The sequence below is a fragment of the Barnesiella sp. An55 genome, assembly GCF_002161555.1.
GTDB lineage: Bacteria > Bacteroidota > Bacteroidia > Bacteroidales > Barnesiellaceae > Barnesiella > Barnesiella merdipullorum.
Window position 1 is genome coordinate 39,047 of record NZ_NFHZ01000014.1, and the last position, 26,472, is coordinate 65,518.

Here is a 26,472-nt window from a genome sequence, read left to right on the forward strand (position 1 = left end):
CTATCGCCAAACAAACGATTCAAAAATGGTGTGGTATGTAAAGAATGAATCGTGATATATACTGGAGTAAAAAAACACCTGAAAATCATATAGCGTAAAAGCCATAATCAACAACAGGATTCCAACACTCACTATCTTGTTGTCGATGCTACGTACCAACGATGGATAAGAAGCCAACATCGGTAACTGCAAATAATAAGCTAATCGAGCAAACAACTGATTTACAATACTTAACGGCGTGATCAAAAACGAGATAGCCGTAATCTTATACAACAGCCCCATTTCTCTATCTTGCCTCTTCTCATAATAAAGAATCATACACATGATGATTATCTGGTAAACAATACCTATGCCCGAGCCTAATTTCGGGGCCCCTTTGCCCTCTTCGAAATAGTAGGCATATTTACTCAATCCTACCGAAGAAAGCGTATCCTCAATCATGCGCATGGCTATACTCCTGAAAAGAAGCACCGCCAAGAACAAAGATATCCCGATGATTACCCCCCGCTTGCCTAATCGCAAGTTGACATATCCCAGGAATGCAAGAGGCAGCAATATCTTGGCACTACTATGAAATAACGAGGAGAAAAAGATAATCAGCGCCGCTACGATAAATCGTTTCCTGAAGATGTAGGGAATCGACAGCAATACGATACACATGGCCAGTGTCTGACGCATCATCGAGGCTTGCGTAATCATGAAATTGGGATTGAATACATACAGGAATATGGTAAACCAGTACCACTCCCGAGGCACATACTTCTTGATAAACCAGTAATAGACTCCTATCTCAAAAGCCGTGAGTACAATCACCAGCGAGAAAAAGCCCAAGGGCTTGAAAAGCCTGTACAGCAATATCCATCCTACCTCCCAACGCTCCTCTGGGTCGGAATAGTCAAAACGATTTATCGAATTATAAATCGTAAACTTGTCGATATATTGCTGGTAGTCATTGCCCCACTCATAACGTATGGCTAGAAAGACAAACAAAATCAGCATAACTGCGGGAAGAGCCCACGGAAATTGCTTGAAACGGGCAAAATATGCCAATATTACACAAATAATTCCTATAATAATTGTCGCTACCATACCTTCTCTCTGCTATAATGTGCCAAGCATTTGCTCATACAGTTCGACATATTTTTCATACTGCTGGTTCTTATCATATCGAGTAATCGCCTCATCCCTACAGGCTTGCGTATAGGACAATTTACCCTTCTTACAAACCTCGATAACGGCTTCGGCCAGGCAAGTAATATTACCCGATTCAACCATCCGTCCCGTGGCGGGAGTTATCTGTTCAGGGTGACTCGTATTGTCATACGCCACGACAGGAGTTCCACAGGCAAAACTCTCAAGTGGGGTAGTTCCAAACGATTCCTGATACGATAGACTTACTACTACATCGGCTGTCGAATAAATCTGGGCCAACTCATCGGGACTTCCTGTGCGTTCTATCCCGGTAATGCCCTCGGGCAACTCAGCCACCTGCTGCGGAGTGAGACCTACCAATCCAATTGCAAAACGGTCGGCGGACAACACGTTTCTCAATTTATAATAGTCATACAACCCTTTGGCAGCACTCCAGTGCGAGGCTACTCCTACGACCACGAAACGGTCGCCCCAACCATATTGGCGTCTAAGCGAGTCGCCCCCACCCCGCGGATAAAACACCGAGGTATCTATGCCGTTCGATATCACCTGCACGGGTATTGCACCAAGGGCCGAACTGCGCACTACCGAAGCCAACCACTGCGACACGGTGACAAATGTCAACCGAGGCACCGACGAGAAACTCGATACCTTCCGCTTCAATACCCAAGGCATCGTGCGATAAATCCCTTTCAACTCGCCGCCGGTATCGCTATTTCCACAGCGGGGACACCGGTGACAGCCATTGCGCCACTGCTCACATCCGTAATAGGCAAAGTGAGTGCAACCGCCCGTAACTACCCAACAGTCGTGCAACGTCCACACGACCGGGATATTGGCTTTGTGCAAAAAAGAGAAGAGCAACGGGAAATTCAAAAAATTCTGATGGATATTGTGCAGGTGTATCAGATCGGGAGAGAACTTCTTGATCTCCCTGATAAAAAGCCAAGTATCGATTATCGAACCGAATCCTTTCAAATTGAGAATGCGTGAAAACAGATAGGTATGCAGCAACCCTGACAATGTGCTGCGAGTTATCTTTATCCCCCGCGACTCCTCGAGATTGGCCTCACGGGCATAAGCAAAACGATATTGCCAGCCGTGCTTCTCGGCTATATCACCTATCTCGGCGGCAATGCGACCGGTTGACCACATATTCCCATAAGTATTTACGATAAGCAATTTCTTAGCCATGTTGCACCTCCTCTTTTTTATTTAAAGCCTGCAATTGTCTATGCATCAATACAGGTTGGACAATACAATAGGGTAACAAGCCAATAATTGTCACAATAATCACAATCGTCCACGATGTGTGCGACGCCAAAGCGACAATGGCTCCTATCTTAAAGACTGACGCAAACAGGAATCCATACAACTGACATTTAAGCTTGCCCAGACCGTTGGAAATACTGGTCAACACCGATACCCATATCATCTCGCAACTCATCAAGGCAAACAGCAAAGCGACAGGCAAATCGATCTCAATAGCCTTACTACCCAACCAGAGTTTCAATATCGGGTCGAGAAAGGGAATAATGGCCAACTGCAACAGCACCGAAAGCGCAGCTATGCCATACAGGAAACGTATCAATTTGAGTATCCAACCATATCGCTTCTCGACAAAGGCTTTTGTGACAGCCGACCACACCGGTATCAAAGCCAAAGCGACCAACGAACTTACAATAGAAAAGAGCTTGAAATAGATTTGATACTCGACTACAAACGCAGGGCCAAAAAAGTAAGAAATGATAAATTCATTGGTCACCGTAATCGCCATATAGACCATCTGCACCAGCAAAAAGAGGAAACCGAGCGACAAGACATCATTCGCCTTGTTCCATTTAAAACAGTGAAAAGAGGGCAAACAACTTTTCAATTCTTTACCGAAAACAATAGCCGTCACCACCAACAAAGGCAAAGTCCCAGAAATGGCTTGCACCCACGACAGAGTTACAAAATCTCTGCCTATCTTGCCCGTAGGGGTATATACCCACAAAAAGAGCAACATCAGCACCGTCGAAATCAGATTGAGCAGATTGGGCCATGCTGACTTCTGCAACGCATACAGCACCGATAGAATAAGCTTGAAAAAGAAAAAGGAGAATACACCGCAAAGCGTTACAATCACCCCTTGATAAAGTTCTGCAGACGACAGCTCATCGGTAGAGATATTGAAAATACGGTTCCAGTCGATATATCGGCTCACAACGAGTGCGATCAAAGTAACCAACAGGGTAATACCCCCCATTAAAATATAAGCCGAAGAGATATGACTACGGGCACTCTCATAGTTTTTCAGACTCAAATCGGCGGTCAAGTGGTTGCGCAAGCCATGACCAATGCCCAAATCGAACATATTAATCCATGTCAGGACCGAATACATGGTAAACCAACAACCCAAAATGGCATTGTTGTTGAAATAGCGCAGATAGAGAGGGAACAATACAAACGATATGAGAAAGCCCAATCCTCGCACAGCAAAAGCCCCCAACACGTTATCGACCAGATTGCGGTTACCTATATATTTTTGTCTTATGATATTATAGTCTATCATATGGGTTTATACAACTGCTATAGAAAACAAGAGCAGTAGAACTGTCAATCGCATATCTTCTCTAAATAACTGCCCGGGATATAGACCGTGGCTATAGTAAACAGGTTGTCGAGCCGCACGACTACGCGACGATGACCGGCAATACGTACCAACTCACCCTCAATGCCGGCAAAGCTGCCGGCAACTACCCGCACACGATCGCCCCTCCGCAGGTCGTGAGGCAATATCTCTATCTCGTTCTCGTGCTGTTCGACCAGATAGATGAAATCTTCCATCTGCTTGCCGGGTACCCGCAGCAGCGAACGGCTGGAAAAGTCGCGCACATACCGCATGGGGTAACCATAGTCGTTGATGAGCGAAATGCACTCTTTTTTACGACCATGCACGAATATCAACCCGCTAATAAAGGGAACTTCGACTTTTTTGCGTTTCCCGCCGATTTCTTTAACCGTCTCGTGAAAAGGGACAAAGTGCTTCACCCCCATGCGGGTAAGCAGCTCTTTGATCTTGCGCTCCTGGCGATAGGTTTTCGCCACGTACCACCCTTCTTCTTCGATCTCCGGCATATTCGGTTCGGTTTTGACAAAGCCTAAGCTTCCAGGCAACAAAACGTCGTCCTCGACAAAATCAGGCTCTCCTGCTATCTCTTGCATTTCTATCTCTTAAACAGAGTTATAAACACAATTTAATACTGCAAATATAGAAAGAAATAGTTATTCTTTAATATTAATAGCCCCATTATCCCTCATCATCGAAATAAAAAACGATTGCATTTTACCCACTCTCTCCCCCTCTGCAAAAAAAATCTCGCCACCCCCCCTTTTCCCAAGGAGAGTGACGAGACCCATCATCTTCACTAAAACAGATAAAAAATAAGAACGTATCTAAAGATTAACTCACTTATCTAATACAAAAGTTATGCGATAGAGATATTTACCTGGGGTTCATCTTTCTGCGGATCTTGGGTGGGAACACTGTCGGTAGGCTCCTCGCTCAGGCAGAGCAGCGAGATATTTGCCTGGGGCTCATCCTTCTGCGGATCTTGGGTGGGAACACTGTCGGTAGGCTCTTCAGTCAGGCAAAGCAGCGAGAGTTCACTGTTGGGTTCCTGTGAAGGTACTGTGTCGGAAGGAGCCGGCTCCTCAGCCAAAAAGAACGCAGAGATCTCACTCTTGGGTTCTTGAGAGGGGACACTGTCGGTGGGAGCCGGCTCCTCTGTCAGACAAAACAAAGACACTTCACTCTTGGGTTCTTGTGTGGGGACACTATCGGTTTGTGCCGGTTCCTCGCTCGGACTTTGTGCATACGAAACAAAAGACGAAACGCTAACCGTCATCATAAATACCGCTACTGATAACATTAACTTTTTCATAATTCTTACATTTTTAATTATACACTCTATTATTCCATTCTTCGCCCAATAAAAATACAATCGTCGTGCCAAGCGACACAAACAGAATATAACATGCTGTATAACAGCTATCTATAGACAACCTCCAGATATTGGGGAGTGTGGAATCTTGTAGAAAAAAGTGTGGAGCAGTGTGGAAAAATTCCACACTGCTCCACAAAAAAGTTTATCGTCGGTATAGAACGCAATGCCCACCAGCGGTCAACGCGCTCTCACAAAAAAGATATCTCTACTCGATTTGGTACAATTTGAGTTTGTTGTACAGCGTCTTGCGATCGATACCCAACATCTCGGCCGCCTTGCTCTTGTTGCCTGCGCAACGTTGCAAAGCCGATACGATCTTGGCCCGCTCGCTCTCGGGGTCGTGCAAGGTGGCAACCCGATTCCCGACTTCGACATCCAGCCCCAGATGCTCTACCCCGATGGGAGCACCCTGCGATAGCAAAGCTGCCCGCATCACGGTGTTGCGCATCTCGCGCAGATTGCCCGGCCAGCGGTAGCGGCAAATTTGCGCCATGGCATCGGGCAAAAATCCCGGCACGGGCTTCTCCAATTCCCGATTGGCCTGGTCGAGGAAGAAGTTGGCAAAAAGCAGGATGTCTTCACCTCGCTCGCACAAAAGCGGCATATGGATTGTAAACTCGTTGATGCGATGATACAAATCTTCGCGGAAGGTAGCTGCGGCTATGGCAGCCTTCAGGTCCTCGTTGGTTGCGGCAATCAAGCGTACATCGACCTTGATATCGGCCGTTGTGCCTATCGGTTTGACCCTCCGCTCTTGTAATACCCGCAACAGCTGTATCTGTACATCGTAACTGAGGTTGCCTATTTCGTCAAGAAATATCGTACCCCCGTTGGCCTCGAAAAAGGCACCCACCTTATCTTCGATAGCCCCGGTAAACGAACCTTTCTTGTGCCCGAAAAACTCCGAGGCAGCCAACTCCTTGGGTATAGCTCCGCAATCGATTGCCACAAAAGGCTTGTCGGCCCGCTTGCTCAACTGGTGTATGCGCTTGGCCACATACTCCTTGCCGGTACCGCTTGCCCCATTTATCAATACCGACATGTTGGTGGGTGCAACCAGGCGCACATAGGAGTAGAGTTGCCGAGCCGCTTCGCTCTGTCCCTCGAGATAGCCCACCGCCTCAGACTCGCCCGGGACCTTCTCAATCGACTGCTCCGGCTCGGGAGCAGAAACCGCAGCCCCAAGCGCCTCGTTGATTTTCTGCAACAGGTCCTCGGGATTGACCGGTTTGGCCACATAGTCTTTCGCCCCCAGTTTCATGGCTTGAACGGCCGAAGAGATAGCCGCATAACTTGTCATCACGATTACCGGAACCAAACGGCGACAGCTCCTGAGCCACTCCAGCAAATCGATACCCTCGCCGTCGGGCAAACGCAAATCGCACAACACCAAATCGACCGCCCCGTCGTGCAACGCCTTGCGAGCCGCGGCAATACTGGCTGCCGAGGTAATGGCAAAGCCTTTCTTGGTGAGCCACGTCTGCAACATCAAGGCAAACGTTGTATCGTCCTCGACGATAAGAATATGTTTCATCGTTGTTCCTCCTTCTCTAATATGGATTGAAGTTCGTCCCGAATCTGCCCGGCACAAGCGAGCAATCGGGTCAAATGTCCCGCAAGGGCATCGGTCCAGACCTCGGCCCCCTCTTCTTCGACCCGCGAGAGCAGCGGGAGCATGTCCGAGAGTTTCAGCATGGCAAAAATAGGCTGCCACTTGTGGGCGATACGGGTCACGACTATCCCGTCGTGCTTCTCGCAAGCCATCTTCAGCTCATCGATTTGAACCGTAAGTTCCTGCAAAAAGGTTGTCAATATGTTATGGCGAGCCGCCCGATCGTCACCCGCAAATGCGGTGAGCGGCGAAAAATCATAACGGCCCGACGAGTCCGCCGTGTCGGCCTCCAATATCGGCTGCACCAGCCGCTCTTGTGGTTTGTAGCCAATGGCCGACAGACATTCGGCGAGCTGAGCCAACGAAAAAGGTTTGCGCAACACACGCGCAAAGCCTTCGGCCTGCAACCTGTCCGAATCGCTGCGTGCCGTAACCACTACCACCGGAATACTCCGAGCCTGCGATACCGCAGAGGCCCGCAAAAACTTCAAGAACTGCACCCCGTTCATCTCGGGCATCTGCATATCGGTAAACACGACGTCAAACGGTTCATGCTCCAGATAACCGAGTACCTCCTCGGCCCGCATACAGGCAACAGCCTCTACGCCCAACTGTTTCAATTGATTCTCAAAAAGAGTCAATTGTATCTTATCATCGTCGAGCAACAGGCAGCGACGCCCCGAGAAAGCCGGCGGAGCCACCTCTTCGGCCACCTTGTCGAGCGGAATTTCTACCGTAAAGGTACTTCCCACCCCCTCCCGGCTACGCACATCGAGACGACCGTGCATCAAATCGACCAGCTGCCGGGTAATCGTCAATCCCAACCCGAATCCCTCGACACCCTGCGCCGACGACAGTCGGGTAAAGGCCTGGAATATCTGCTCGAGGTCGTCGCGGGCAATTCCCCGCCCCGTGTCGCTCACCGAGAACACAAGGAACCGCACCCGCACAAACACATGCACGGTGACCGTGCCACGGGTGGTAAACTTCAAGGCATTGGACAGTAGGTTATCGACAATCTGCTGGATTCGCAACGGGTCGCCCGAGAAGGAGGCATTGGCCGAAGGCTCGGCCTTCAGGATCAGCTTCAACTGTTTCTTCTCGGCTACCGGCTGCATGGCCGAAACAATCTTCTCAAAAAGAGCTTTCGGGTTAAATGTCATGTGATTCACATCGAGCTTGTGCGACTCCAGACGGAAAAAGTCGAGCAGGTCGCTCACCAGGGCCAACAGATGATCCGACGAGGCCTTCATATTCTGCAAGTAGAAGCGTTGCCGTTCGCTGTTGTCGAGTCGCATCATCAACTCGACATAGCCGATAATCGAACTCAACGGAGCCTTGAAGTCGTGCGTAATCGTCAGCATCAACTTCTCGCGAGCCTCCAGCAGCTCCTCGGCCCGACGACGAGCCTCTTCCAGTTCGCGGCGCCACCTATCGTCTCGCATCCACCCACGCCAAACCATTATCCCGAAAATTACAGCCAGCACAATCGCCCCCGAGGTCACCCCCAGCAGCGTATTCATCGACTCTTGACGTATAGCCTCGTTACGGTCGAGAATACGCTCCGAGACCAGCAGTTGCTCCTGCTCAAAACTATTCATCAAGCGACTTATCTGACCGCTCAACCGCTGGTTGTCGTTCCGCAATCGCCAGCGCTCCCGCTCGAGGGCCTGCTTCGACAGCTCTCTACTCTCGTGGTAGCCGCTCTCCATCGCCTTCAAGTCCGACGCCAGCGAATCACTCAATGCACCTATTCGCTTCGACTCCACCCGAATACTGTCGAGACTCACCGGCGACTTGCCCGAGATAGCATCGGCAATGCGACCAAACACATTGCGCTTCCTGTGTTTCTCGACCAGCGAGTCGCTCTGCTGAGCCAAAGCCTGCTGATATTTATGAATAAGCAGCAAAGAGTCCTGTTGCCGCATCATATTCTCGATTTTACGGTTCTGCTCCTCGGCCACATCGATCGAAGTACTCATCAACCTCCTGATTACCGTATTCTTCCGGTTCAACAGATAGACGATGCTGTCGATACGCGACAACTGCACCGAGTCGGTGGTAATGCTGCGCAACGAATCGACCTCGGTCACCACCTCGTTCATCTTCTCTCTGTACGTCGGATAGTCAGAATATCGGCCCCACACCAGCGACTGCCCCAACGTCTCGGTACGATAGAGCGACGACAATGCGTCGGAAACCCGATGCCGCTTCGCACCCATATCCTGCTCGACATCGCGTATCGCAACCAACAGGCTTATCTCGTGATAGACAAACCACGAGGAGGCAAGCAGAACGGCCACGAGCAGCAGATATCCCCACAACGCTTTATTGCGGGTCGCTTTTCTGGAGTATGAAGTCATAGTTCACGATTTGGCGGTGAAGATAAAAATTTTCTGCAAAAACTCTACCGCCCAAAGTATTAACAATCCTTACTATTGTCGTTCGATTTTTTTGGTTACTTTTATCTGGAAATTATCAAACAGAAAAGAAGTATGGAAATCTTGTTTTTTCAATACCCGCCATGCAGCACTTGCCGCAAAGCGGCTCAATGGTTGCGCGACCGCCATATCGAGGTGACTACCCGACATATCGTCGAGGCGCCACCTTCGGTTGAGGAACTCACAGAATGGATTGCCCGCAGCGGATTGCCGTTGCAGAAGTTTTTCAATACCAGCGGACAGCGTTATCGAGAACTGAATGTGAAGGCGCGTTTCTCGACCGACTCGCCCGAGGAGCTGGTGGCACTGCTGGCTTCCGACGGGATGCTGATAAAGCGGCCGCTGCTTGTGACCGACAATAGGGTGCTGGTAGGATTCAATGCCCAGCAGTGGGAGGAGGCTTTGAGCGGGCTTTCGCGATAGTCCCCCATCCCCGACAATTGCCCCATGCATGATTGATAAAAAATAACGGAGTAGCCCACGAGGGCTACTCCGTTTTCGATATGCTGTATAAGGGTAATTATTCAGCACTCTCGGCAGCAGGAGCTGCTTCTTCGGCGGGAGCTTCGGCAGCAGCGGCAGCTTCGGCTTCTGCTTTGGCAGCGGCTTCGGCCTCGGCCTTGGCGGCAGCTTCGGCAGCTTTCTTAGCTGCAACAGCTTCGGCTTTCACTTTGTTTTTCTCTACTTCCTCTTCGAGACGTTTCTTTGCAGCAGCGTCTTTGGCGGCAGAGATCTTAGCCTTTTCGGCATCGGTAACCGATTTCTTGTTCTTCAACCAGGCTTCGAAGCGTTGCTCGGCAACTTCTTCGGTGAAAGCGCCTTTCTTTACACCGCCCAGCAAGTGTTTTTTCAACAGCACACCTTCACGAGAGAGGATGTTGCGAACGGTATCGGTGGGTTGTGCACCCGTCGTCAGCCAATACAAAGCCCTTTCGAAATTCAAATTTATTGTAGCAGGATTAGTGTTCGGATTATAAGAACCTATCCTTTCAATAAACTTACCATCACGTGGTGCCCTGCTATCGGCGATTACAATTTGGTAGAACGCATAGTCTTTGTGACCAAAACGTTGTAATCTGATTTTTGTTGCCATTTGAAATTTTTTAATTGGTTAGTATTTGCATTAGCGGCGCAAAGGTAGCACTTCTTTGCGAATCGAACAAATAAAAGGCCTTTATTTTTAATGAGATGATAAAAGAAAAAGGCAACCACGAAATTGTGGTTGCCTTTTCTTGAGCCTCTTGTCGGATTCGAACCAACGACCCCGAGATTACAAATCACGTGCTCTGGCCAACTGAGCTAAAGAGGCAGGTGGGTAAGCTATCTACATCGCGCCGCTACAACCGGCTACCCTTGCTGCGGTCAAGCCCTGGGGGATTCACAAGGAGCTGGCCGTATAGGACTTACCCGGGCACAAAAGTAGATATTTTTTCGCACATAGCAATAGTTTGGACAAAAAAAATGTGCATTTTTTCTTATCCTCCTAAGAACAAATAGTTTACATCGGTGGCTTCAGAATTGCATATTTCGTGTGAGAATTTTTATAGGCTCTTTCACCTTCGATTGTTCGGTAAAAAAATCTACATTTGTACCTCCGAAACGCGACATGTGTTTCGATCAAACATAGAAAGCCATGCTACAAGAGATTAAAAACCGCATATTGGCCGGCGGGGAGATTACTCCCGACGAGGCTATCGAACTGGCACGACACGCCAACCGCGCCGAGCTCTACGCCGCGGCCGACGAGATTCGCCGCAAGTTCTGCAACCACACTCTCGACAGTTGCTCGATTATCAATGCCCGCTCGGGGCACTGCCCCGAGAATTGCAAATGGTGTGCACAATCGGCCCACTACAACACCCATATTGAGACCTACGACGCTATTCCCGAAGAGGAGGCCATGACGATGGCCCGGCTCCACGAGTCGCAGGGTATCAAGCGACTGTCGCTGGTAACCAGCGGCCGCAGTGTGCGGGGCGACGATCTCGACTACTTCTGCAACCTGTACCGCCGCATGGGCCGCGAAACCCACTTGCGGCTGTGCGCCTCAATGGGTCTGCTCAAGCGGGAGGAGCTTCAAAAGTTGAAAGATGCCGGCGTGAAGCGCTACCACTGCAACCTCGAGACGGCTTCGTCCTACTTCCCCGAACTGTGTACGACCCATACTTCGGCTCAAAAGAAGGAGACCATCCGTGCGGCCCAAGAGGTGGGACTCGAAATTTGCTCGGGTGGTATCATCGGCATGGGTGAATCGATGGAACAACGCATCGAACTGGCCTTCGAACTGAAGGAACTGGGCGTCTGCTCCGTACCCATGAATATCCTCAGCCCCATACCGGGAACTCCGCTGGAGCACACAGCTCCCATAGGCGACGAGGATATACTGGTGACCATAGCCGTCTTCCGCTTCGTGTTGCCCCACGCCTTCATCCGCTTTGCCGGCGGCCGGGCCCGACTCTCACGCGACACTCAGAAACAGGCACTGCTGGCCGGGCTCAACGGTCTGCTCATGGGCGATATGCTCACCACCCTGGGGTCGGGTGTCAACGACGACAAGGCCCTGATTGCCGAGGCCGGATACGACCCGCTGTAAAAAGCGATAACACCCGGGGCTCCACACTCTGCCCCACTCGCATAAAAAAGGCTGTTGCCCTTTATGAGGCAGCAGCCTTTTGCGTTTATTCAAATATAACTTATCGTGATTATACACAATCTTGACCAAAACAAGAAACAAATTGCCATATAATTGTTATTCTAATAAAGATAACTGAGAATAGAGAAATCTGCGTATATTTGTCGAGAAAATTGCGATTATATGACATCCCGTGAATCACAAAAGTTTGACGAAGAACCGTCTAAGATTTCTTTACAAGTAGATGAGCATCCTGAACAATATATTAGTCCAGATACTAACAAACGTAGGAACGCATTTTCAAATCTTAAAAGAGAATTAACAGATGAAGATTTGCAATCGCCTGGGACATTACGTCTTATTCTTCGTGATTTAGACAATTATGAAGATTGTAAATCACAACTTGATAACTATAAAAACAAGTTTCATGAAAAAGACAAGGACAATGCAGTATTAGAAACAAAATTAAAGGCAAGTAATAACTTTGACATATTATATAGTGTAATGTTATCTTTGGGTTCCGCTCTTATGGGGATGGTTCCGTCTATACAAAATAAAGAAGGTAATGTTTACTATATGAGTTTTGTTATAGGAGTGATTGGATTCATTATATTAGTTAGTGGTATTTTAACAAGGTTATTGAAGAAAAAATGAAATTAGAAATTGCATACATAAAGGATAGTGGGAATCTTGAAAAAGAAAGAACAGTTTTTAAAGTTACTCAACCTACTAATCTTGGATTATACCTTGTTTCTCAAAGTGTAGAAACATCAAGCACCACATTCTCTTCGAATATTAAAAATATATATTGGTTACCTGATCAAGAATTAAAAATTGGTGATTTGGTGGTTTTATATACTAAAAAAGGAGAAAAGCGTAGTACTATAAACAAAGATGGCTCTACTACTTATTTCTATTATTGGGGTTTAGATAAACCTCTAACTAGTACAGAAAAATCCTGTGTAGTATTACTCGAAACTTCTTGGAGAGTAAAGGGTATTTCTTCTGCGGACAACAAAACAGAAAAGTAACATAACAAGAATTATAAATAAAAAAAACGGCTCAAAAAGGTATTTATAGTTGGTTTCTTTGTCTTTATTGCTATAAAAAACACCATTGACAAAATTCAACCCAATAATAGATAAAATCTTTAATCCGTATCAGCTATAAACATAGTAGGCACATAAAATCAATTGATCAGATGCAACTTTGGAATAGTAATTATTTCGCCCGATAAATAGCAATATCGTATTCGTTCGCGTATTTTTTACTCTTCGCTATTTCCATATAGACGTTTCCGTTTTTTGTAGTCTTTCGGTACTGTTTCACTTCCGTGTCATATATGTCGGGAAGCAATTTACCAGTGTTTGAGCGCACGTTTACATTCTCTCCTTTGGTGATATATTCATAGCCGTAATCAACGGCTTTTTGTATGAAGTCTGTGGCTTGGTCTCCAAAAAGTCTAAGGGTCATTTGCACCACTACACCATTCTTGTTGGATTCCATACCTACAAAACAACTACCGAAATCGTAAAAGAAAGTCAGATCTAAAATTTGAACAGGAGTAACATCAAATTCCTTTTCTATTGTCGGAATTGTGAAAAACGAAGCTCCTAACCAGTTTGTATAGTACTCGGGGGTAAGGAATGCCACCCGTTTTTCTTCAGGAGTGATTACCTCTTCGTTTTGTGCAAAACTGAATTGACCGATAAAGGCGAATAGAATCACCAACAGAAACTTTTTTTGTTTTTTTGTTTTCATTCCACATTTTATTTTGTTCGACAACAATCTATAAAACAGCAACAGCAGAACGAAATGGATAAACGAAAACGTAAAGCCACTGCCTAACATCGTCGTGGCCTACCACAGCCAACTTACCCATAGGAACAATTCTACGTCTATGACGCTGAACACACTTCACCCATTGGGTAAGTTGATTATCAGCCTTTATAGTCTTGTTGTGGTAGTTCGACGACATTAGGCTGTATGTTCGAAAAGAGTGCAAGCGCACAAATTCAATTACAAATATAACTATTTTTAGTAAGATACTATTATACTGATTTGCAAATTTCAAATGAGTATATAATTACGGAATTCAGTCGCCCGGTTCCAGCTGGAAAATCTGCTCGACCGACTTCTGGAATACCTGGGCTATCTTCAGCGCCAGGATGGTCGAGAGGACAAACCGCCCCGTCTCGATGGCATTGATGGTTTGCCGGCTCACACCGGTCGCTTCGGCCAATGCCTGCTGGGTCATGCGAAGCTCGGCCCGTTCGGCCCGTATCCTATTCTTCATACTCCATCGATTTTTTCAGCCGCCACAACTTTACCTCATACACGATCAAAAAGACCAGCAAGACCGTGAATATATTCCCGATCATTACATACAGATAGTCGAGTTCATAGAAACAGAGGGCCGACACGACAACAAAGGCTGTATTCAAATAAAGCGCTATCAGCAACGAGTTGAGCCGCACCTGGGTGATGAGCTCATCTTCAATCGGCTCACGCGAACAGACCACAAACAGACTGCCCACGCTGATACCTATGATAGCTATGTTGTTGAGGAGACCGGTCATCACATACGATACCAATGCCCGATACAACCCGCTGGCGGGGTCTATCCCCTTGAGTAAATATCGGGGAAAACCGTTGCAACCGTCTATGAACATCATAAGCCCAATAATAAAGGTGGGAATGAGAATAGCCCAACCGACTTTCTTAAAGCTGTGGGGCAACAGAAAAATCTTTTTCATAAGCATGACTGATTTCGGTTCGTAGATAAATTGATTTCTCTCATGCTACAAATGTAAAGTATATTTTACATTTAGACAAGCAAACACGACATTTAAAAAACTAAAAAAGATTAAAGCGCTCCGTAGCGAACCGATCCCGCTCCCCTACTCTCCTGGACAATCGTACAATCGGCCCCGATTCCATGCAAAAAACGGGAGCTCTCGCAAGAGCTCCCGTTTTCTATTCGATTACAGAGGTATATAAGAAATATATACAGCTTCTACTTCACCAATACTTTGGTAACCGCTCCATCGAGACGGACCACATAGAGCCCGCGAGGCAACGTAATGCCTGTGGTTCCGGCGGAGACCTCCTGTCGGGCCACCTCCATACCGGCTGCATCATAGACCTCGACCATACCGTCGGTATCGGTCTCTACATAGAGCATGCCCTCGGCGCCATACACCCGGGCAGAACTGGACTCAAGTTCATCGACCGAACCGGTTGCCCCCACCACGATTTCGTTCGACGGGTCGGAATAGAGATACTCCGACTCCCCGTTGGTCACAGCCATCACATAATACGACATTTGCTCCGTAGCCCGTTTGTTGGGCGTATCCACATAATACGACTCGTTATATACCATATCGTAGGCATAGACGCGCAACACCTGATCGCCGGCCGACATATTGGCCTGCGATATTTTCACCCGATCGATATATACAACACCGGTCGTACCGTAATCGGTATTATTGGGATCGTCGAAGCCAATGGCCAGGTAGTAGCCCTCGAGGGGTTCGAAATCGAAAGAGAGCGACATCTCGGCATCGGTCAAGGTGGCAAACTGCCATTCACCGGACTCGTTGGTCTCGGCATTTACCAGGCAAACTCCCACCTCGGTAGCGGCCGAACAGTCCACCCGCTTCACATCGAGTTGAATCGTCACGGTCGATGCCGTATTGGAACTGATGTAGTATATGGGGGTATAGAGCATGCTGTAATACCCCATCACCTTATAGTAGTTTTTCAAACCCACCATGCCGTTGGCAAAGACCGGTGTAATGGCCGACCAGTCGGCATACTCGGTATAATCGTTCAGGTATCCCTGGATGGCGCCATAGACGGGCGACGCCTCGGTACCTTCGGTCACGCGGTCGAATGTTTCGTCGTCGAGCGTGAAGTTTCCAGCGGTGGGGATGGTGTATAGCGAAAGCGTGGTCAACTCATAGTAGGCTGCATTTTCGGCAGCCGTCCAGTTGGCCCGGAAACCGGCATCGCTCACCTCGGTTGCCGGCAGTGCCGTTACCGAACCTATCGACGTCGAGGCAGCCTTGGCCAGCACCTCGTTGGAGGGTTCGGAAACCAACGTGCCATCGGTAGCTCGCACCGTGTAGTAATAGACTTTACCCTCGAGCGTACCGGTCACGGTATAGCTGGTCTCGGTCACGGGCTCATCTTTCAACAGATATTGCGGCTCGTTGTTGTCGTAGTAATAGACATCGAGCAAATAGCCCGTTGCCCCCTCGGTCACCTCCCAGTTGGCCACGAAGCCGGTGGCCGTAATATCGGTTGCAGCCAGGGCCGAAGGCGAATCCAACGTAGGCTCTACCGGCTCAACAGGCTCGACAGTGCCCATCTGTTCGATTTTAATATCGTCGAGGAAGATGTCGGCATCGGCATAAAACTGGATGGCCATGTTCGCTACACCACCATCGGTCTCGATGGTACCGGTTTTCCAGGTGGTCGTGGCCGTAGCCTTGCGGCCGTCGATCAGTGACGAACCCGAGCCCCACATCACATAAACCGAGGTTGACTCTGTGTTGGTGCGATACGAGAAGGTGATTTTGAAATGGCCATTATCGCCCGACAGGTTAAGCACCGGGGTCATCAGCACCGAAATGCCGTCGCCCACAACATAGGCGCAACCACCGGCCTGATAGACCGAGACTCCCACCCAGCCATAGGTGTGTACATAATCATAGAGTATATACCCCTCAGACGAGAGGATATTGGTCATATCGGGTTCATCTTCGGAGCCGGCCGTAAACAGGCTGAAATCTTCCTCCACAACGGTTGACCACTCGGTATCTTCGGCCTGCGCGGCAGGTGCGGCCAAACGATTGACCGACGGGATCAACTGCACCCCGATTGCAGGATAACGCATCATATTTTGAGCCGGAGACACACCACGCAACTCTTTGCTATCTTTCTTAATCACCGCCCTATTGCTCCAGCTTGTATCGACCGTGGGCGAAGCGGCCACCGTCAAACTCAACAAGCCCATAAGGCCTGGGAGAAGTCCCCTTAATAAATTTGTTTTCATCGAATTACTATTTTTTCTGTTTCCATTAATTGATCATTTTCCACATGCAGCAGATATATGCCTTGAGCCTCGACCCAAATCTGCGACTGCCCGGCGGGCAGCTGCCGCGCGAGAATGTGACGGCCATCGGTTGTATATAGATTCATGCGGGCAGGTGCCTCGAGGGTCACCGTTACCACATGGCCGGTCACCACCACATCGGCTCCATGACCGAGCGCAACATCGGTCACACTCGAGGCCATGAACGACTTCTCGATGATGCGCGACTCGTTATTGCCCTCGTACAGGCAGGCAATACCATAGGTGTGATATCCTGCGGATGCCGTATTATCGAAGAAACAGCGGGTCGAAGTATAACCGATAAACTCATCGTCGCGATAGATATTGAAACCTATGGGATAGCGGGTATCGCGCAGCGGGTCATAGTTGTCGTTGAACACGGGTTTTTCATCGGCTACGAAATCGGTACTCGGAGCCGGCTCGGCCAGTGTGGCCCGCAAGAAGATATTGGCCGACAAAAGGTCGTCGCGCCACACCCCATCGACCAGGACCAGATTGCCCAAGCCCTTATCGACCGACTCGCCATCGCAAATAACTTGAAGCGAATTGATATTCGACGAAGCATGGAAGCCTATCAGATAGTCATAACCGGCCTCAATCTCGACCTGATCTTTGAGAAGCATATCGCGCCACGAACCGGTGGCATACTCCGAAGCTTCGCGGGTAGCCACCACCTCAAAGTCGTCGGTACCGGCCACGGCACGCCATACGCGCAACTCATAGACCGTCTGTTTATAACTGGTAAACGGCAAGAATCCCAACTTGTCGAAACGATAGCCTACGTAGGACTTCAGATCCGACGCATTGAAACGTTGTGCGACATCGATTTCGGCGCCGTCCAAAGTCTGGTACGAAATATTTTCATTGGAGAGCGTGACGCTGGTGCGGGTCAAGACAGGGTCCAAATTCCACTGCAGGAACATACCTCCATAGGGCGAGCTGCCCGAGAGGGTCTCGACCCGATTCTCGGGCACACGCACCGTCTCGGTTACAAAGGGTGAATACAGCCCGTCGGTATAGGCGACATCGATTTTATACACGGCCTGGGTTGCGGTCAACGCCTCATCGATATAGCCCTCGGTAGTAGGTTGGGCCATCAGCTTATCGTCGCGGAAAACCCGATAGTTTTTCACACTGCCGGTCTCGGGCCGTTCCCAAGTCAAGGTGACAACACCCCGCTTGGCCACGGCTACAAAATTCTTCACACGCTCGGGCTCCTCGCCCTTGACAAACGAGAAGGATATAAGGCCGTTACTCTCGGCTATATGGTTCAGGGCTGCATAGGAGTATTTGCCGTCGTTGGAGTGAATGGCGGGCAGAGTGGCATCGGAGAAGGAGGTCACACCCGACGCTCCCGGGAACGGGGCTCCCTGCGAGTTGATATTGCCATACGACTCGGGGGTGTCGGCCGGCTGGCAATTGGCCGACGCACACACGGTATATAGTCCTTGCTGGCTGCTGGAGTTCACCTTATTTGAATTTACCCGCGGGGAAATGCGGCTCTCGTCGGCATGATAGATAATGAGTCCATGCCCCGGCAAAGCCCGGTCGAAACTGGTTTGCTGACGGTTCTCAAGCACATAGTAATCGCCCTCTCTCAAGGTATTGACGACATAGGCTACCGGCTCATCGGTAGCGGCCGGCATGTTCGTGATATCCTGCGTCTCGCTGAGTACGGTCGGGGTCACCCAACCAAACTGTATCTTCTGCCACATGTTGTAATGGCAGGGCGAATCGCCTCTTTGTCCATAAGTTCCCCAAGCACCGCCGGCCATCAAATCCCACTCGCCGGTACCCTCGTACGAGCCGTTCTGCTCGTAATCTACATCATAATAATCGGGAGCCCCCAGGTTGTGTCCAAACTCATGGCAAAAGACCCCGACGGTCATCATCGAAAGCATGGGGACATCGAAGAGCAACTCGGGCTGAATGGTATAGGTGCGCACCCGTATGTTATCGACCCACGTATCGTACACCTCACTGCTATGCGACCAGATGTCGCCAGTACTGCCGGTCACCTCCTGGCCGGTACCCTGGTGGATAATGGAAAGTCCGTCGAGTTCGCCATCGCCGTCGTTGTCGAACTGAGAGAAATCGATTTCGTCCTGCACCTTCGACAACGCCTCTCTGATGAGTTCGGTCATATTCTCGGTGCTATACATGTTTTTGTTCTTCGACAGTTGAATCCAGCCCACGACCGTTGTCTCCACATCGAGTTGACCGTAGGAGTTCTCGAGATAAAAATCTCTGAAACTTCCTGTGCTCCGATAATTCGCGCTATTCATCATGGCATCGAAATCGTCGCGACTGAAGGTAACCTGGGTGTCGGCAAAATTCACGAGCAGCATCAGCAGCTTGCGTTGCCCGGTCAAAGGGAATGTACCCTCCAGCTGCAACGTAGGAGCGACCTCGGCCCGCTCGATTCGCATCAAGGCTTGCCTATTGAGCAAGTTTACCTTGCGGGCCGCCTGGGCATCGTTGCCGGTATAGGGAACCGACGAGGCCACAATCTGTTCATCGGCCTCTTGTGCATAGACCAGGAACCCGTTATCGGCTTTTTTCAGGATGTGACCGTCAATCGACTCCATCCAGTGATGATGCTCATCACCCTTCAACTTATACTTCACAATCGTACCGTCTGGCTGAACATAGGAAATATCTCCCGGAAATGCCGGCATCGAAGATACCGGCATATTCCAAAAGATATTCATCAGACAAACTACGCATAATAGCTTTATACGCATATTCATCTCAGATCAATTTATTTTACGAATTTCACACTTCGGCTGTTGGTTGCGATGATATAAACTCCCTTGGCCCAATCGGCTATCGGCAGGTACATGGTGGTATCGTCGGCTTTGACCGAGGCCATCAACGTCCCCGACATCGAGTAGATGTTCACTACATCACCGGCGTTCAACCCATCGACCTTGAGGGTAGAACCATCGACCGAAGCGTAGAAACGAACAGACGACTCGGTGGCCGAAACGGCCGAAATCTCTTTCATCTCGATCCACGGCATGACGGCGAAACTGTACCCTTTCAACTCGGGCGAGAAGAGATCGGCACGACAATACTCGCCGTCGGGCACAAAGTCGCTACCCTCGATAGCCACATCGGGTTTCACATAGAGAGTTGTTTGGCCATTGGCATGAACCCGGGTATCGCCTCCGAAGAACGACCCTACGGTCCACTCCTTGTCGAGATCCATCATCAGCTCATCAAACTCCAGTGCCACATAGAAAGTTCCCGTCAACTCGGCCGGGGTAGCCAGGGTCCAACCGATTCTCTTCGAAAGATAGATGCCCATGTCGCCGAATTTATCGACAATATTGGCTGTCTCTTCGTAGAAGGGATGCTCCAGATCGGGCTTCCCATCTTTTTCGGGGTAGAACACCAGCTTGACATTCTTATCGGAGTCGTCCTCTTGCCCCGTGTTGATATAGATGCCATAAGCCATGAGGTTGAAGGTTACCGACGAGACTTCGACCTTTTGGTCGATTGGCATCTCGAAGCGCTCGGCTATTGCCCGATAGTAGCGGTTGACACCGGCTACATAGTGGAACAATACCTCATAGGTATCTTGAGTCTGCACCGACCCATCCTCGCGATAAGCCGGGAGGTCGGCCTGTTGATAGACCTTATCAAGTGCATCATTGACGGTCGATACAGCCCCTGTGGGGAAACCGCCCTCGTCAATTACAGTGCAGGAGAGCGAGCAAGTGAACTCGCTGCTTCCGCCCTTGTTGGTGGCTACCAGCTTAATGGTATAGCTACCCGACTGTGTGAACGATACATAGGGCTCGCGAGCAGTGGGATCGGCAACTTGGGCCGTACCCGTTACCGACCATTCGTAACTGTCGGCGCCATCGACCTGGTTTATCATCTTGTAAGGCATACCGGGGAACAACAGCGGACGCCCGTCGATAAGCGAGTTCAACGTAGTTGACATATAGATGGTTCCCGTGGGAGGAAGCACATCGCTCGATTTCCTCAACGAGAAGTCCTCAATGCAGTAATAGCCGTCGCTGGCCAGTTCGGAGTTGGCCCAGAACGCGAAACAGTATTCGCCGGTAGTCTCGGGCGTATAAGTTACTGTTACCAATTCCCAGTCGGTCATGAAACGGTCGGTTACGCTATACAACTCGTCTTGCATATCGTAGGCCTGTTCGCGCCCGACCGTAAATCTGAAGGTGGCGGGATTGTCACCGCCCGGCAGATAGAGGTAGAACGAAGCCGTATATTCGACACCGGCCTCCATCTCCATCATCGGGGTATAGGCTATGTCATGGCGCTCACCCAATGCCGATGACGGAGCTACCAAATAATACGACCCCGAAAGGGCAGGCTTCGACCTCAACGAGGCCGTGATAAACGGTTCGTCACCAGTAGCCAACCAACCAATAGGCAGATATGACACCCCATCGTAATGGTCGCCATCGAAGGTCTCTATATAGGGAATCGAGGGGGTCCATCCGGGTTCCACGATTTCGTCCGACGCGATTTCAAAGTCGTCAATCAGCATAAAGCCGTCCATCGAGAGAGCCGAGCAGGCCCAGAAGGCAAAACAGTATTCGCCCGTTTCGGTGGGCGTGAAGGCCACCTCTACCTTTTCCCATCCCGAAGTGGAGGTATCTTCATAGCTCTTCAATACGGTGGTTTGAGCCTCTACCGTCTGACCGTTCCCTACCGTGAACTTGAAACTGGGCTTGCGCGACAGCTCCATCAGGTTGAGATAGAACGACACGTTGTAGGTAATGCCGGCTTCCATCTCCAGCATCGGGGTGAAGGTGACATCCTGGCGACCCGACGAATAACTGGGATTTGCCACGAGCAGATTTTCGCCCGAGTTGGGCACATACCCCCACTCGTTAGCATTGACGGTTTGGAAAGCGTTATCGGTGTTCGACACCCATCCGTTGGGCAGCACGGCATCGACGGCATAGTGGGTAGAGTCGTCGAAGGTCTCCTTGTAGGGCAGCGTGGCTTCCCAGGCGGGCTCGGGTTCGGAGGCAATCTCTTCGATCGAGAAGGTATCGTAATAGACATCGCCCGACGACGACAAGGTGGAACTGTTCCACAATCCTACACAATACTGACCGTCCTGCGACGGGGTATAGATAACCTCGGCCAAGGTCCATTGGTCTATGGCCTTATCGCGATCGCCATACACGTAGGAGAGGTGATTCTCATAATCCTGCCCCATGCCCACGGTGATCTTCATCTCCGAAGTGCGGGACGACAGACCGGGCATCATGTATTTTACCCGTATCCGGTAATCGGTATTGGCCTTCATCTCAAACATGGGCGAGAAGGCTACATCCTGGCGATTGCTCGTCTGGGGATATCCCGAGACGATAACCTTATCGCCCGTATCGGCAACTTTTCCATAGTCGATGGCCGGTTGTGCCGAGAAAGAAGTGGCTCCAACTGCAGCCCAACCGTTGGGCAAACCAGATATGACACTATCGGTATAATGGGTAGCATCATCGAAAGACTCCTCATAAAGGAGCTCCATCTCTTGTGCTTGTAGAGGCAGGCACAACAGTCCCACAACCAGCGTAGCCGCTATCCGTTTCAAAAAAGTAAAGTTTTTCTCATACTGACTATTTTTATAATGATTATCGAAAATTCATCAAAGTCCCACTACAAATGTAGAAAAATAAAACAATATTTTATCATTTTTGAGTCAAAAATGATTATTAGGCTTAAAATTTATCTCAAAAGCTAACATTATGACAGACGAAGTTGTTTAATAGGGAAAACCTTTCAGCGGCATTTGAATATGGATTGGCTTATCTCGCCCTGTCAATTCCCACTTGCCATGTGGCTACAAGAGCAAAAGGAGTCAGCAGCCCGGCGAAGGCAACAGCATTTACAACCATGCCACAGCAATGGCAAGGTACTCATATATGATAAATAAAAAAGGAGGAGCATTTTTCCCGCAAGACTCTGCATTTCCGACCAAATGCTTCACGGTCTTGCAATAACGGATAATGTCGGCGTTGTGTGTTTTTTTGTGTTTCAGGTAGATAGATAGGATAACAAGATTGGTAGCGCTCATGACGATTGCGTCTCTGAGCACAATCAAACTTTGCAAAGATAAAACTTTATTCTTAAATACAACTCTTTTTTATCATTATTTTTTTGCATAAAATCGTTTTTTCATTCGAAATCGATTTCAGTCTCGACACTCAACCCGTCTCTTACCAACGGTCCAAGAGAGGGACAGACGATGCCCTAACGTATTAAAAGCGAAAGAAAAGGAATAATCTTTTCACCTCAACTCAGCCCTCTACTTGCCCAATCTATACTTTTGTCGTAAATTTGATGGCTACTTAACACGAGTCTATGATCAGTTACTTACAGATAGAGAACCTCACCAAGTCGTTTGGCGACCGCATCCTGTTTGAAAACATTTCGCTGGGTATAGGCGAGGGCGACCGCATAGGGCTCATCGCCAAAAACGGGGCCGGCAAAACGACATTGCTCAATATCCTGGCCGGCAAGGAAGACTATGACAACGGGCAGATTACCTACCGCAACGGGCTGCGGGTGGGATACCTGGAACAGTCGCCGTCGTATGAGCCGCATCTCTCGGTCATCGAGGCCTGTTTCCAATCCGACAATGAGACGGTGCGCCTCATCGCCGAGTATGAACGGGCTTTGCAAGCCAACGACCCTACCCGACTGCAAGAACTGCTCGACCGCATGGAACATGCCAAAGCCTGGGACTATGAACAGCGAGCCAAGCAGATACTCTCGCAACTCAAAATCAACAATTTCGAGCAACCGGTGCGAGAACTCTCGGGAGGCCAACTGAAGCGGCTGGCCTTGGCCAATGTGCTCATTACCGAGCCCGATCTCCTCATCCTCGACGAGCCTACCAACCACCTCGACATCGATATGACCGAGTGGCTCGAAGAGTTTCTGCGCCGCTCCAACACAACGCTGCTCATGATCACCCACGACCGCTATTTCCTCGACCGGGTGTGCAACCAGATTGTCGAGATAGACGACCGCACCCTCTACAGCTACAAGGGCAATTACAGCTACTACCTCGAGAAACGCGAGGAGCGCATCGAGATACACAATGCCGAGATAGACCGCGCCCGCAACCTCATGCGCACCGAACTGGAGTGGATTCGTCGCCAGCCGCAGGCTCGGGGCACCAAAGCCAAATACCGCATCGATGCCTTTGCCGACCTGCAGGAGAAGGCCCGTCGCGAGAAGGCCGTGGGGCAAGTGCGTCTCGAGGTGAAATCGTCGTATATCGGGTCCAAGATTTTCGAGGCCAAGGGCATCTCCAAGAGCTTTGGCGACCTGAAGATTCTCGAGAACTTCGACTACACCTTTGCTCGCTACGAAAAGATGGGTATCGTGGGCAACAACGGTACGGGGAAATCGACCTTCATCAAGATGCTCATCGGGCAGGTGAAACCCGACCGCGGACATTTCGACATAGGCGAGACCGTCAAATTCGGCTATTACAGCCAGGAGGGCATGCAGTTCAACGACCAGATGAAGGTAATCGACGCCGTGCGCGACATCGCCGAAGAGATTTCGCTGGGCGACGGACGCAAGCTGTCGGCCTCGCAATTCCTGCAGCACTTTCTCTTCACCCCCGAGACCCAGCACAACTACATCTATAAACTGAGCGGGGGCGAGCGTCGCCGGCTCTACCTGTGCACGGTGCTCATCAGCAACCCCAATTTCCTGGTGCTCGACGAGCCCACCAACGACCTCGATATCGTCACCCTCAATGTGCTCGAGGAGTACCTGCGCAATTTCAAAGGGTGTGTCATTGTCGTCTCGCACGACCGCTACTTCATGGACAAGGTGGTTGACCACCTGCTGGTGTTCAAGGGAAACGGCGAGATAAAAGACTTTCCCGGCAACTATACCGACTATCGCGAATGGCGCGAGGCTCAGGAGCAGAAGGCCCGCAACGAACAGGCCGAACGCGCCCGCCAGGAAAGCAAAAAGGCGGCCCCCGAAAAACGATCCACGGCCGAGAACAGCCGCCGGCGCCTCTCGTTCAAGGAGAAAAAGGAGCTCGAGCAACTCGAAACGGAGATTGCCGCACTCGAAGAGGAGAAGAAGAGCATCGAAACCGCCCTGTGCAGCGGCACCCTCGGGGTAGACGAGCTTACCGAAAAATCGAAACGGCTGCCCGAGGTCAACGACCTGCTCGACGAGAAGACCCTGCGCTGGCTCGAACTGAGCGAAATCGAGGGGTAATTCAACGTGAGTTCGAAATCAGAATCAATATATTTATCTTATTATTAAAGAAAGTCCTGCCTAATATATATTATCTTGATAATATAAGTGTTATGGTCAAAAACAATTTGCAAAGCAAATGAGATTGCTCCCACTATTGAGACTTATCCATTTTACTCTTTTAATGACTTTCAAAGATTGCTTTTCAACTTACCTGATTTTTCTTGACTGCAAATATTCTTCCTTACCCGGAAAGTTCCAATTGCCGATAGCGCCTGTGTTGTATCTAAATACAACGCGCGGAGAGTACCGAATGTTACCCGGATCTGCCTCTACACGTTCCTGCTCTTCTTGTGACAGGGCATAGGGATAGATAATGAAATCGTATTTATCCAGAAGGATGCGCCGGAAGCCGATTTCGTAGGGCTCGTCAGAAGATGTTGAAACTGCTATTGAAATGCTATGAATGTCATCCAAGGTGTTCTTTATATCATTCAGATCCGTTCTGTCAAGACCCGATATCATGAGTAAAGAATCAATCTTTTCTTCGCTCGGGTCCCAGTTGTTGCAGCCCTGTTTGTCATCAGTAAATACACTGAAAGCAGATACTTTTCCTTTCTCAAATTCGATATAGATGCTGCGTCCCGGTTCCAGTTGTTGACGGATTTTGTGATAGAGGTCTTCCATTTGTGCATGGTATTTGACATAGTGCCTTTCCATTATATGGGCATCGCATCGGTCGTTGGGGTTAAAAATCCATAGCAATATTGCCAGAATATTGGCGACATGCCATGCCAGGAATATTCTTTTGTGCCTGGTATTGAACCTCAATGATGTGAAAACGGATATAACAGAGATAACAAATGCCGGTATGACAAGTAGGAAAGCAAATGCAACAATCAGAATTCCTACTAATTTGTCAACCCACAATAAGATAATTGCTGCCGATACTATAATGACAGATATATATTGTACGATTATCCAAGTGCGGGTTGGTGGTGCTTGCTTTACTCTATCCAGCTTCATGACAGGTTCTTTTGGCTTGTAGCAAAGATAACATATTATGATTAACCAATTGTATGCTTCATAATAATTTCGCTCTATATAAAATGATAGAGCATTCCAGGCTCCGCTCTTTCAACAACTTCATTGTCAACATTCTCTCGGCTATCGCTGCTTACTGTTTCTTCCCTAAAAAGCCATCGGTGGATATCGATTTTGTTGATGACGGATAGTTGGTGCTCTTCTAAATTATTTCGAACTCACGTTAATTCAGCACGCCCCGCATTCTACAACGCCGCGAGCGC

General features: G+C 49.3%; 20 protein-coding genes, 1 tRNA gene and 1 pseudogene. 6 read left to right on the plus strand and 16 right to left on the minus strand.

All coding sequences use genetic code 11. The features are described from left to right. The 7 genes from B5G10_RS09325 to B5G10_RS09355 form a co-directional block, all read right to left on the minus strand. Nucleotides 1-999 (minus strand): EpsG family protein, encoded by a 999-nt coding sequence (locus tag B5G10_RS09325; protein WP_158098808.1) that lies wholly within the window; start codon nucleotides 997-999, stop codon nucleotides 1-3. A 102-nt stretch (nucleotides 1,000-1,101) separates the two neighbouring features. Continuing rightward, the gene (locus B5G10_RS09330; RefSeq protein WP_087424471.1) at nucleotides 1,102-2,346 is read right to left on the minus strand and encodes a glycosyltransferase; all 1,245 of its coding nucleotides are present in this window, start codon (nucleotides 2,344-2,346) and stop codon (nucleotides 1,102-1,104) included. Continuing rightward, nucleotides 2,339-3,706: a hypothetical protein gene (locus B5G10_RS09335; protein WP_087424472.1), complete on the minus strand. Its 1,368-nt coding sequence runs from the start codon at nucleotides 3,704-3,706 to the stop codon at nucleotides 2,339-2,341. The genes B5G10_RS09330 and B5G10_RS09335 overlap by 8 nt, the downstream gene beginning before the upstream one ends. Before the next feature lie 44 nt (nucleotides 3,707-3,750). Beyond that, nucleotides 3,751-4,272, minus strand: coding sequence for a UpxY family transcription antiterminator (locus tag B5G10_RS09340; protein WP_087424473.1), 522 nt, complete (start codon nucleotides 4,270-4,272; stop codon nucleotides 3,751-3,753). 350 nt (nucleotides 4,273-4,622) lie between these two features. Further along, the gene (locus tag B5G10_RS09345; protein WP_143241112.1) at nucleotides 4,623-5,078 is read right to left on the minus strand and encodes a hypothetical protein; all 456 of its coding nucleotides are present in this window, start codon (nucleotides 5,076-5,078) and stop codon (nucleotides 4,623-4,625) included. Between the two features lie 268 nt (nucleotides 5,079-5,346). Continuing rightward, the gene (locus B5G10_RS09350) at nucleotides 5,347-6,675 is read right to left on the minus strand and encodes a sigma-54 dependent transcriptional regulator (RefSeq protein ID WP_087424475.1); all 1,329 of its coding nucleotides are present in this window, start codon (nucleotides 6,673-6,675) and stop codon (nucleotides 5,347-5,349) included. Further along, on the minus strand, nucleotides 6,672-9,116 hold the full coding sequence (locus B5G10_RS09355) for an ATP-binding protein (protein WP_087424476.1): 2,445 nt from the start codon (nucleotides 9,114-9,116) through the stop codon (nucleotides 6,672-6,674). The genes B5G10_RS09350 and B5G10_RS09355 overlap by 4 nt, the downstream gene beginning before the upstream one ends. Before the next feature lie 132 nt (nucleotides 9,117-9,248). Here B5G10_RS09355 and B5G10_RS09360 point away from each other — a divergent pair, with 132 nt between their 5' ends. Further along, nucleotides 9,249-9,617 carry an arsenate reductase family protein gene (locus B5G10_RS09360; protein ID WP_087424528.1) on the plus strand — a complete coding sequence of 123 codons (369 nt, stop codon included), beginning with the start codon at nucleotides 9,249-9,251 and terminating at the stop codon, nucleotides 9,615-9,617. A gap of 97 nt (nucleotides 9,618-9,714) precedes the next feature. Here the strand turns inward: B5G10_RS09360 and B5G10_RS09365 are convergent, their stop codons facing one another. Next, nucleotides 9,715-10,287 (minus strand): 30S ribosomal protein S16, encoded by a 573-nt coding sequence (locus B5G10_RS09365; protein WP_087424477.1) that lies wholly within the window; start codon nucleotides 10,285-10,287, stop codon nucleotides 9,715-9,717. Nucleotides 10,288-10,429: 142 nt separating this feature from the next. After that, a tRNA-Thr gene (locus tag B5G10_RS09370) sits at nucleotides 10,430-10,503 on the minus strand. 324 nt (nucleotides 10,504-10,827) lie between these two features. On the opposite strand from B5G10_RS09370, the gene bioB reads away from it, so the two are divergent. The 3 genes from bioB (at nucleotide 10,828) to B5G10_RS09390 (ending at nucleotide 12,857) form a co-directional block, all read left to right on the plus strand. Then, nucleotides 10,828-11,787: a biotin synthase BioB gene (gene bioB / locus B5G10_RS09380; protein ID WP_087424479.1), complete on the plus strand. Its 960-nt coding sequence runs from the start codon at nucleotides 10,828-10,830 to the stop codon at nucleotides 11,785-11,787. A gap of 222 nt (nucleotides 11,788-12,009) precedes the next feature. Continuing rightward, complete coding sequence (locus B5G10_RS09385) at nucleotides 12,010-12,480, plus strand: hypothetical protein (RefSeq protein ID WP_087424480.1); 471 nt, start codon at nucleotides 12,010-12,012, stop codon at nucleotides 12,478-12,480. Next, nucleotides 12,477-12,857: a hypothetical protein gene (locus B5G10_RS09390; RefSeq protein ID WP_087424481.1), complete on the plus strand. Its 381-nt coding sequence runs from the start codon at nucleotides 12,477-12,479 to the stop codon at nucleotides 12,855-12,857. Before B5G10_RS09385 ends, B5G10_RS09390 begins: the two co-directional genes overlap by 4 nt. A 190-nt stretch (nucleotides 12,858-13,047) precedes the next feature. On the opposite strand, the gene B5G10_RS09395 is transcribed toward B5G10_RS09390, so the two are convergent. From B5G10_RS09395 to B5G10_RS09420, 6 genes are all read right to left on the minus strand, one after another. Then, nucleotides 13,048-13,587 carry a hypothetical protein gene (locus B5G10_RS09395; protein ID WP_087424482.1) on the minus strand — a complete coding sequence of 180 codons (540 nt, stop codon included), beginning with the start codon at nucleotides 13,585-13,587 and terminating at the stop codon, nucleotides 13,048-13,050. Nucleotides 13,588-13,921: 334 nt separating this feature from the next. Further along, nucleotides 13,922-14,122, minus strand: coding sequence for a helix-turn-helix transcriptional regulator (locus B5G10_RS09400; protein ID WP_087424483.1), 201 nt, complete (start codon nucleotides 14,120-14,122; stop codon nucleotides 13,922-13,924). After that, on the minus strand, nucleotides 14,112-14,582 hold the full coding sequence (locus B5G10_RS09405) for a hypothetical protein (protein WP_087424484.1): 471 nt from the start codon (nucleotides 14,580-14,582) through the stop codon (nucleotides 14,112-14,114). Before B5G10_RS09405 ends, B5G10_RS09400 begins: the two co-directional genes overlap by 11 nt. Nucleotides 14,583-14,842: 260 nt before the next feature. Then, nucleotides 14,843-16,885 (minus strand): fibronectin type III domain-containing protein, encoded by a 2,043-nt coding sequence (locus B5G10_RS09410; RefSeq protein ID WP_143241114.1) that lies wholly within the window; start codon nucleotides 16,883-16,885, stop codon nucleotides 14,843-14,845. Then, nucleotides 16,882-19,695 carry a M6 family metalloprotease domain-containing protein gene (locus tag B5G10_RS09415; protein WP_087424486.1) on the minus strand — a complete coding sequence of 938 codons (2,814 nt, stop codon included), beginning with the start codon at nucleotides 19,693-19,695 and terminating at the stop codon, nucleotides 16,882-16,884. Before B5G10_RS09415 ends, B5G10_RS09410 begins: the two co-directional genes overlap by 4 nt. Nucleotides 19,696-19,706: 11 nt before the next feature. Next, a complete protein-coding gene (locus tag B5G10_RS09420) occupies nucleotides 19,707-22,526 on the minus strand; it encodes a carbohydrate binding domain-containing protein (protein WP_087424487.1) in 2,820 nt (939 codons plus the stop codon). A 770-nt stretch (nucleotides 22,527-23,296) separates the two neighbouring features. Between B5G10_RS09420 and B5G10_RS09430 the strand changes: the two genes are divergently transcribed. Next, nucleotides 23,297-25,186 (plus strand): ABC-F family ATP-binding cassette domain-containing protein, encoded by a 1,890-nt coding sequence (locus B5G10_RS09430; protein ID WP_087424489.1) that lies wholly within the window; start codon nucleotides 23,297-23,299, stop codon nucleotides 25,184-25,186. A gap of 189 nt (nucleotides 25,187-25,375) precedes the next feature. Here the strand turns inward: B5G10_RS09430 and B5G10_RS09435 are convergent, their stop codons facing one another. After that, on the minus strand, nucleotides 25,376-26,191 hold the full coding sequence (locus B5G10_RS09435; RefSeq protein ID WP_087424490.1) for a hypothetical protein: 816 nt from the start codon (nucleotides 26,189-26,191) through the stop codon (nucleotides 25,376-25,378). 86 nt (nucleotides 26,192-26,277) lie between these two features. Between B5G10_RS09435 and B5G10_RS12860 the strand changes: the two are divergent. After that, nucleotides 26,278-26,400 (plus strand): annotated as a pseudogene (locus tag B5G10_RS12860) (IS982 family transposase); the annotation flags it as partial. Between the last annotated feature and the right edge of the window lie 72 nt (nucleotides 26,401-26,472).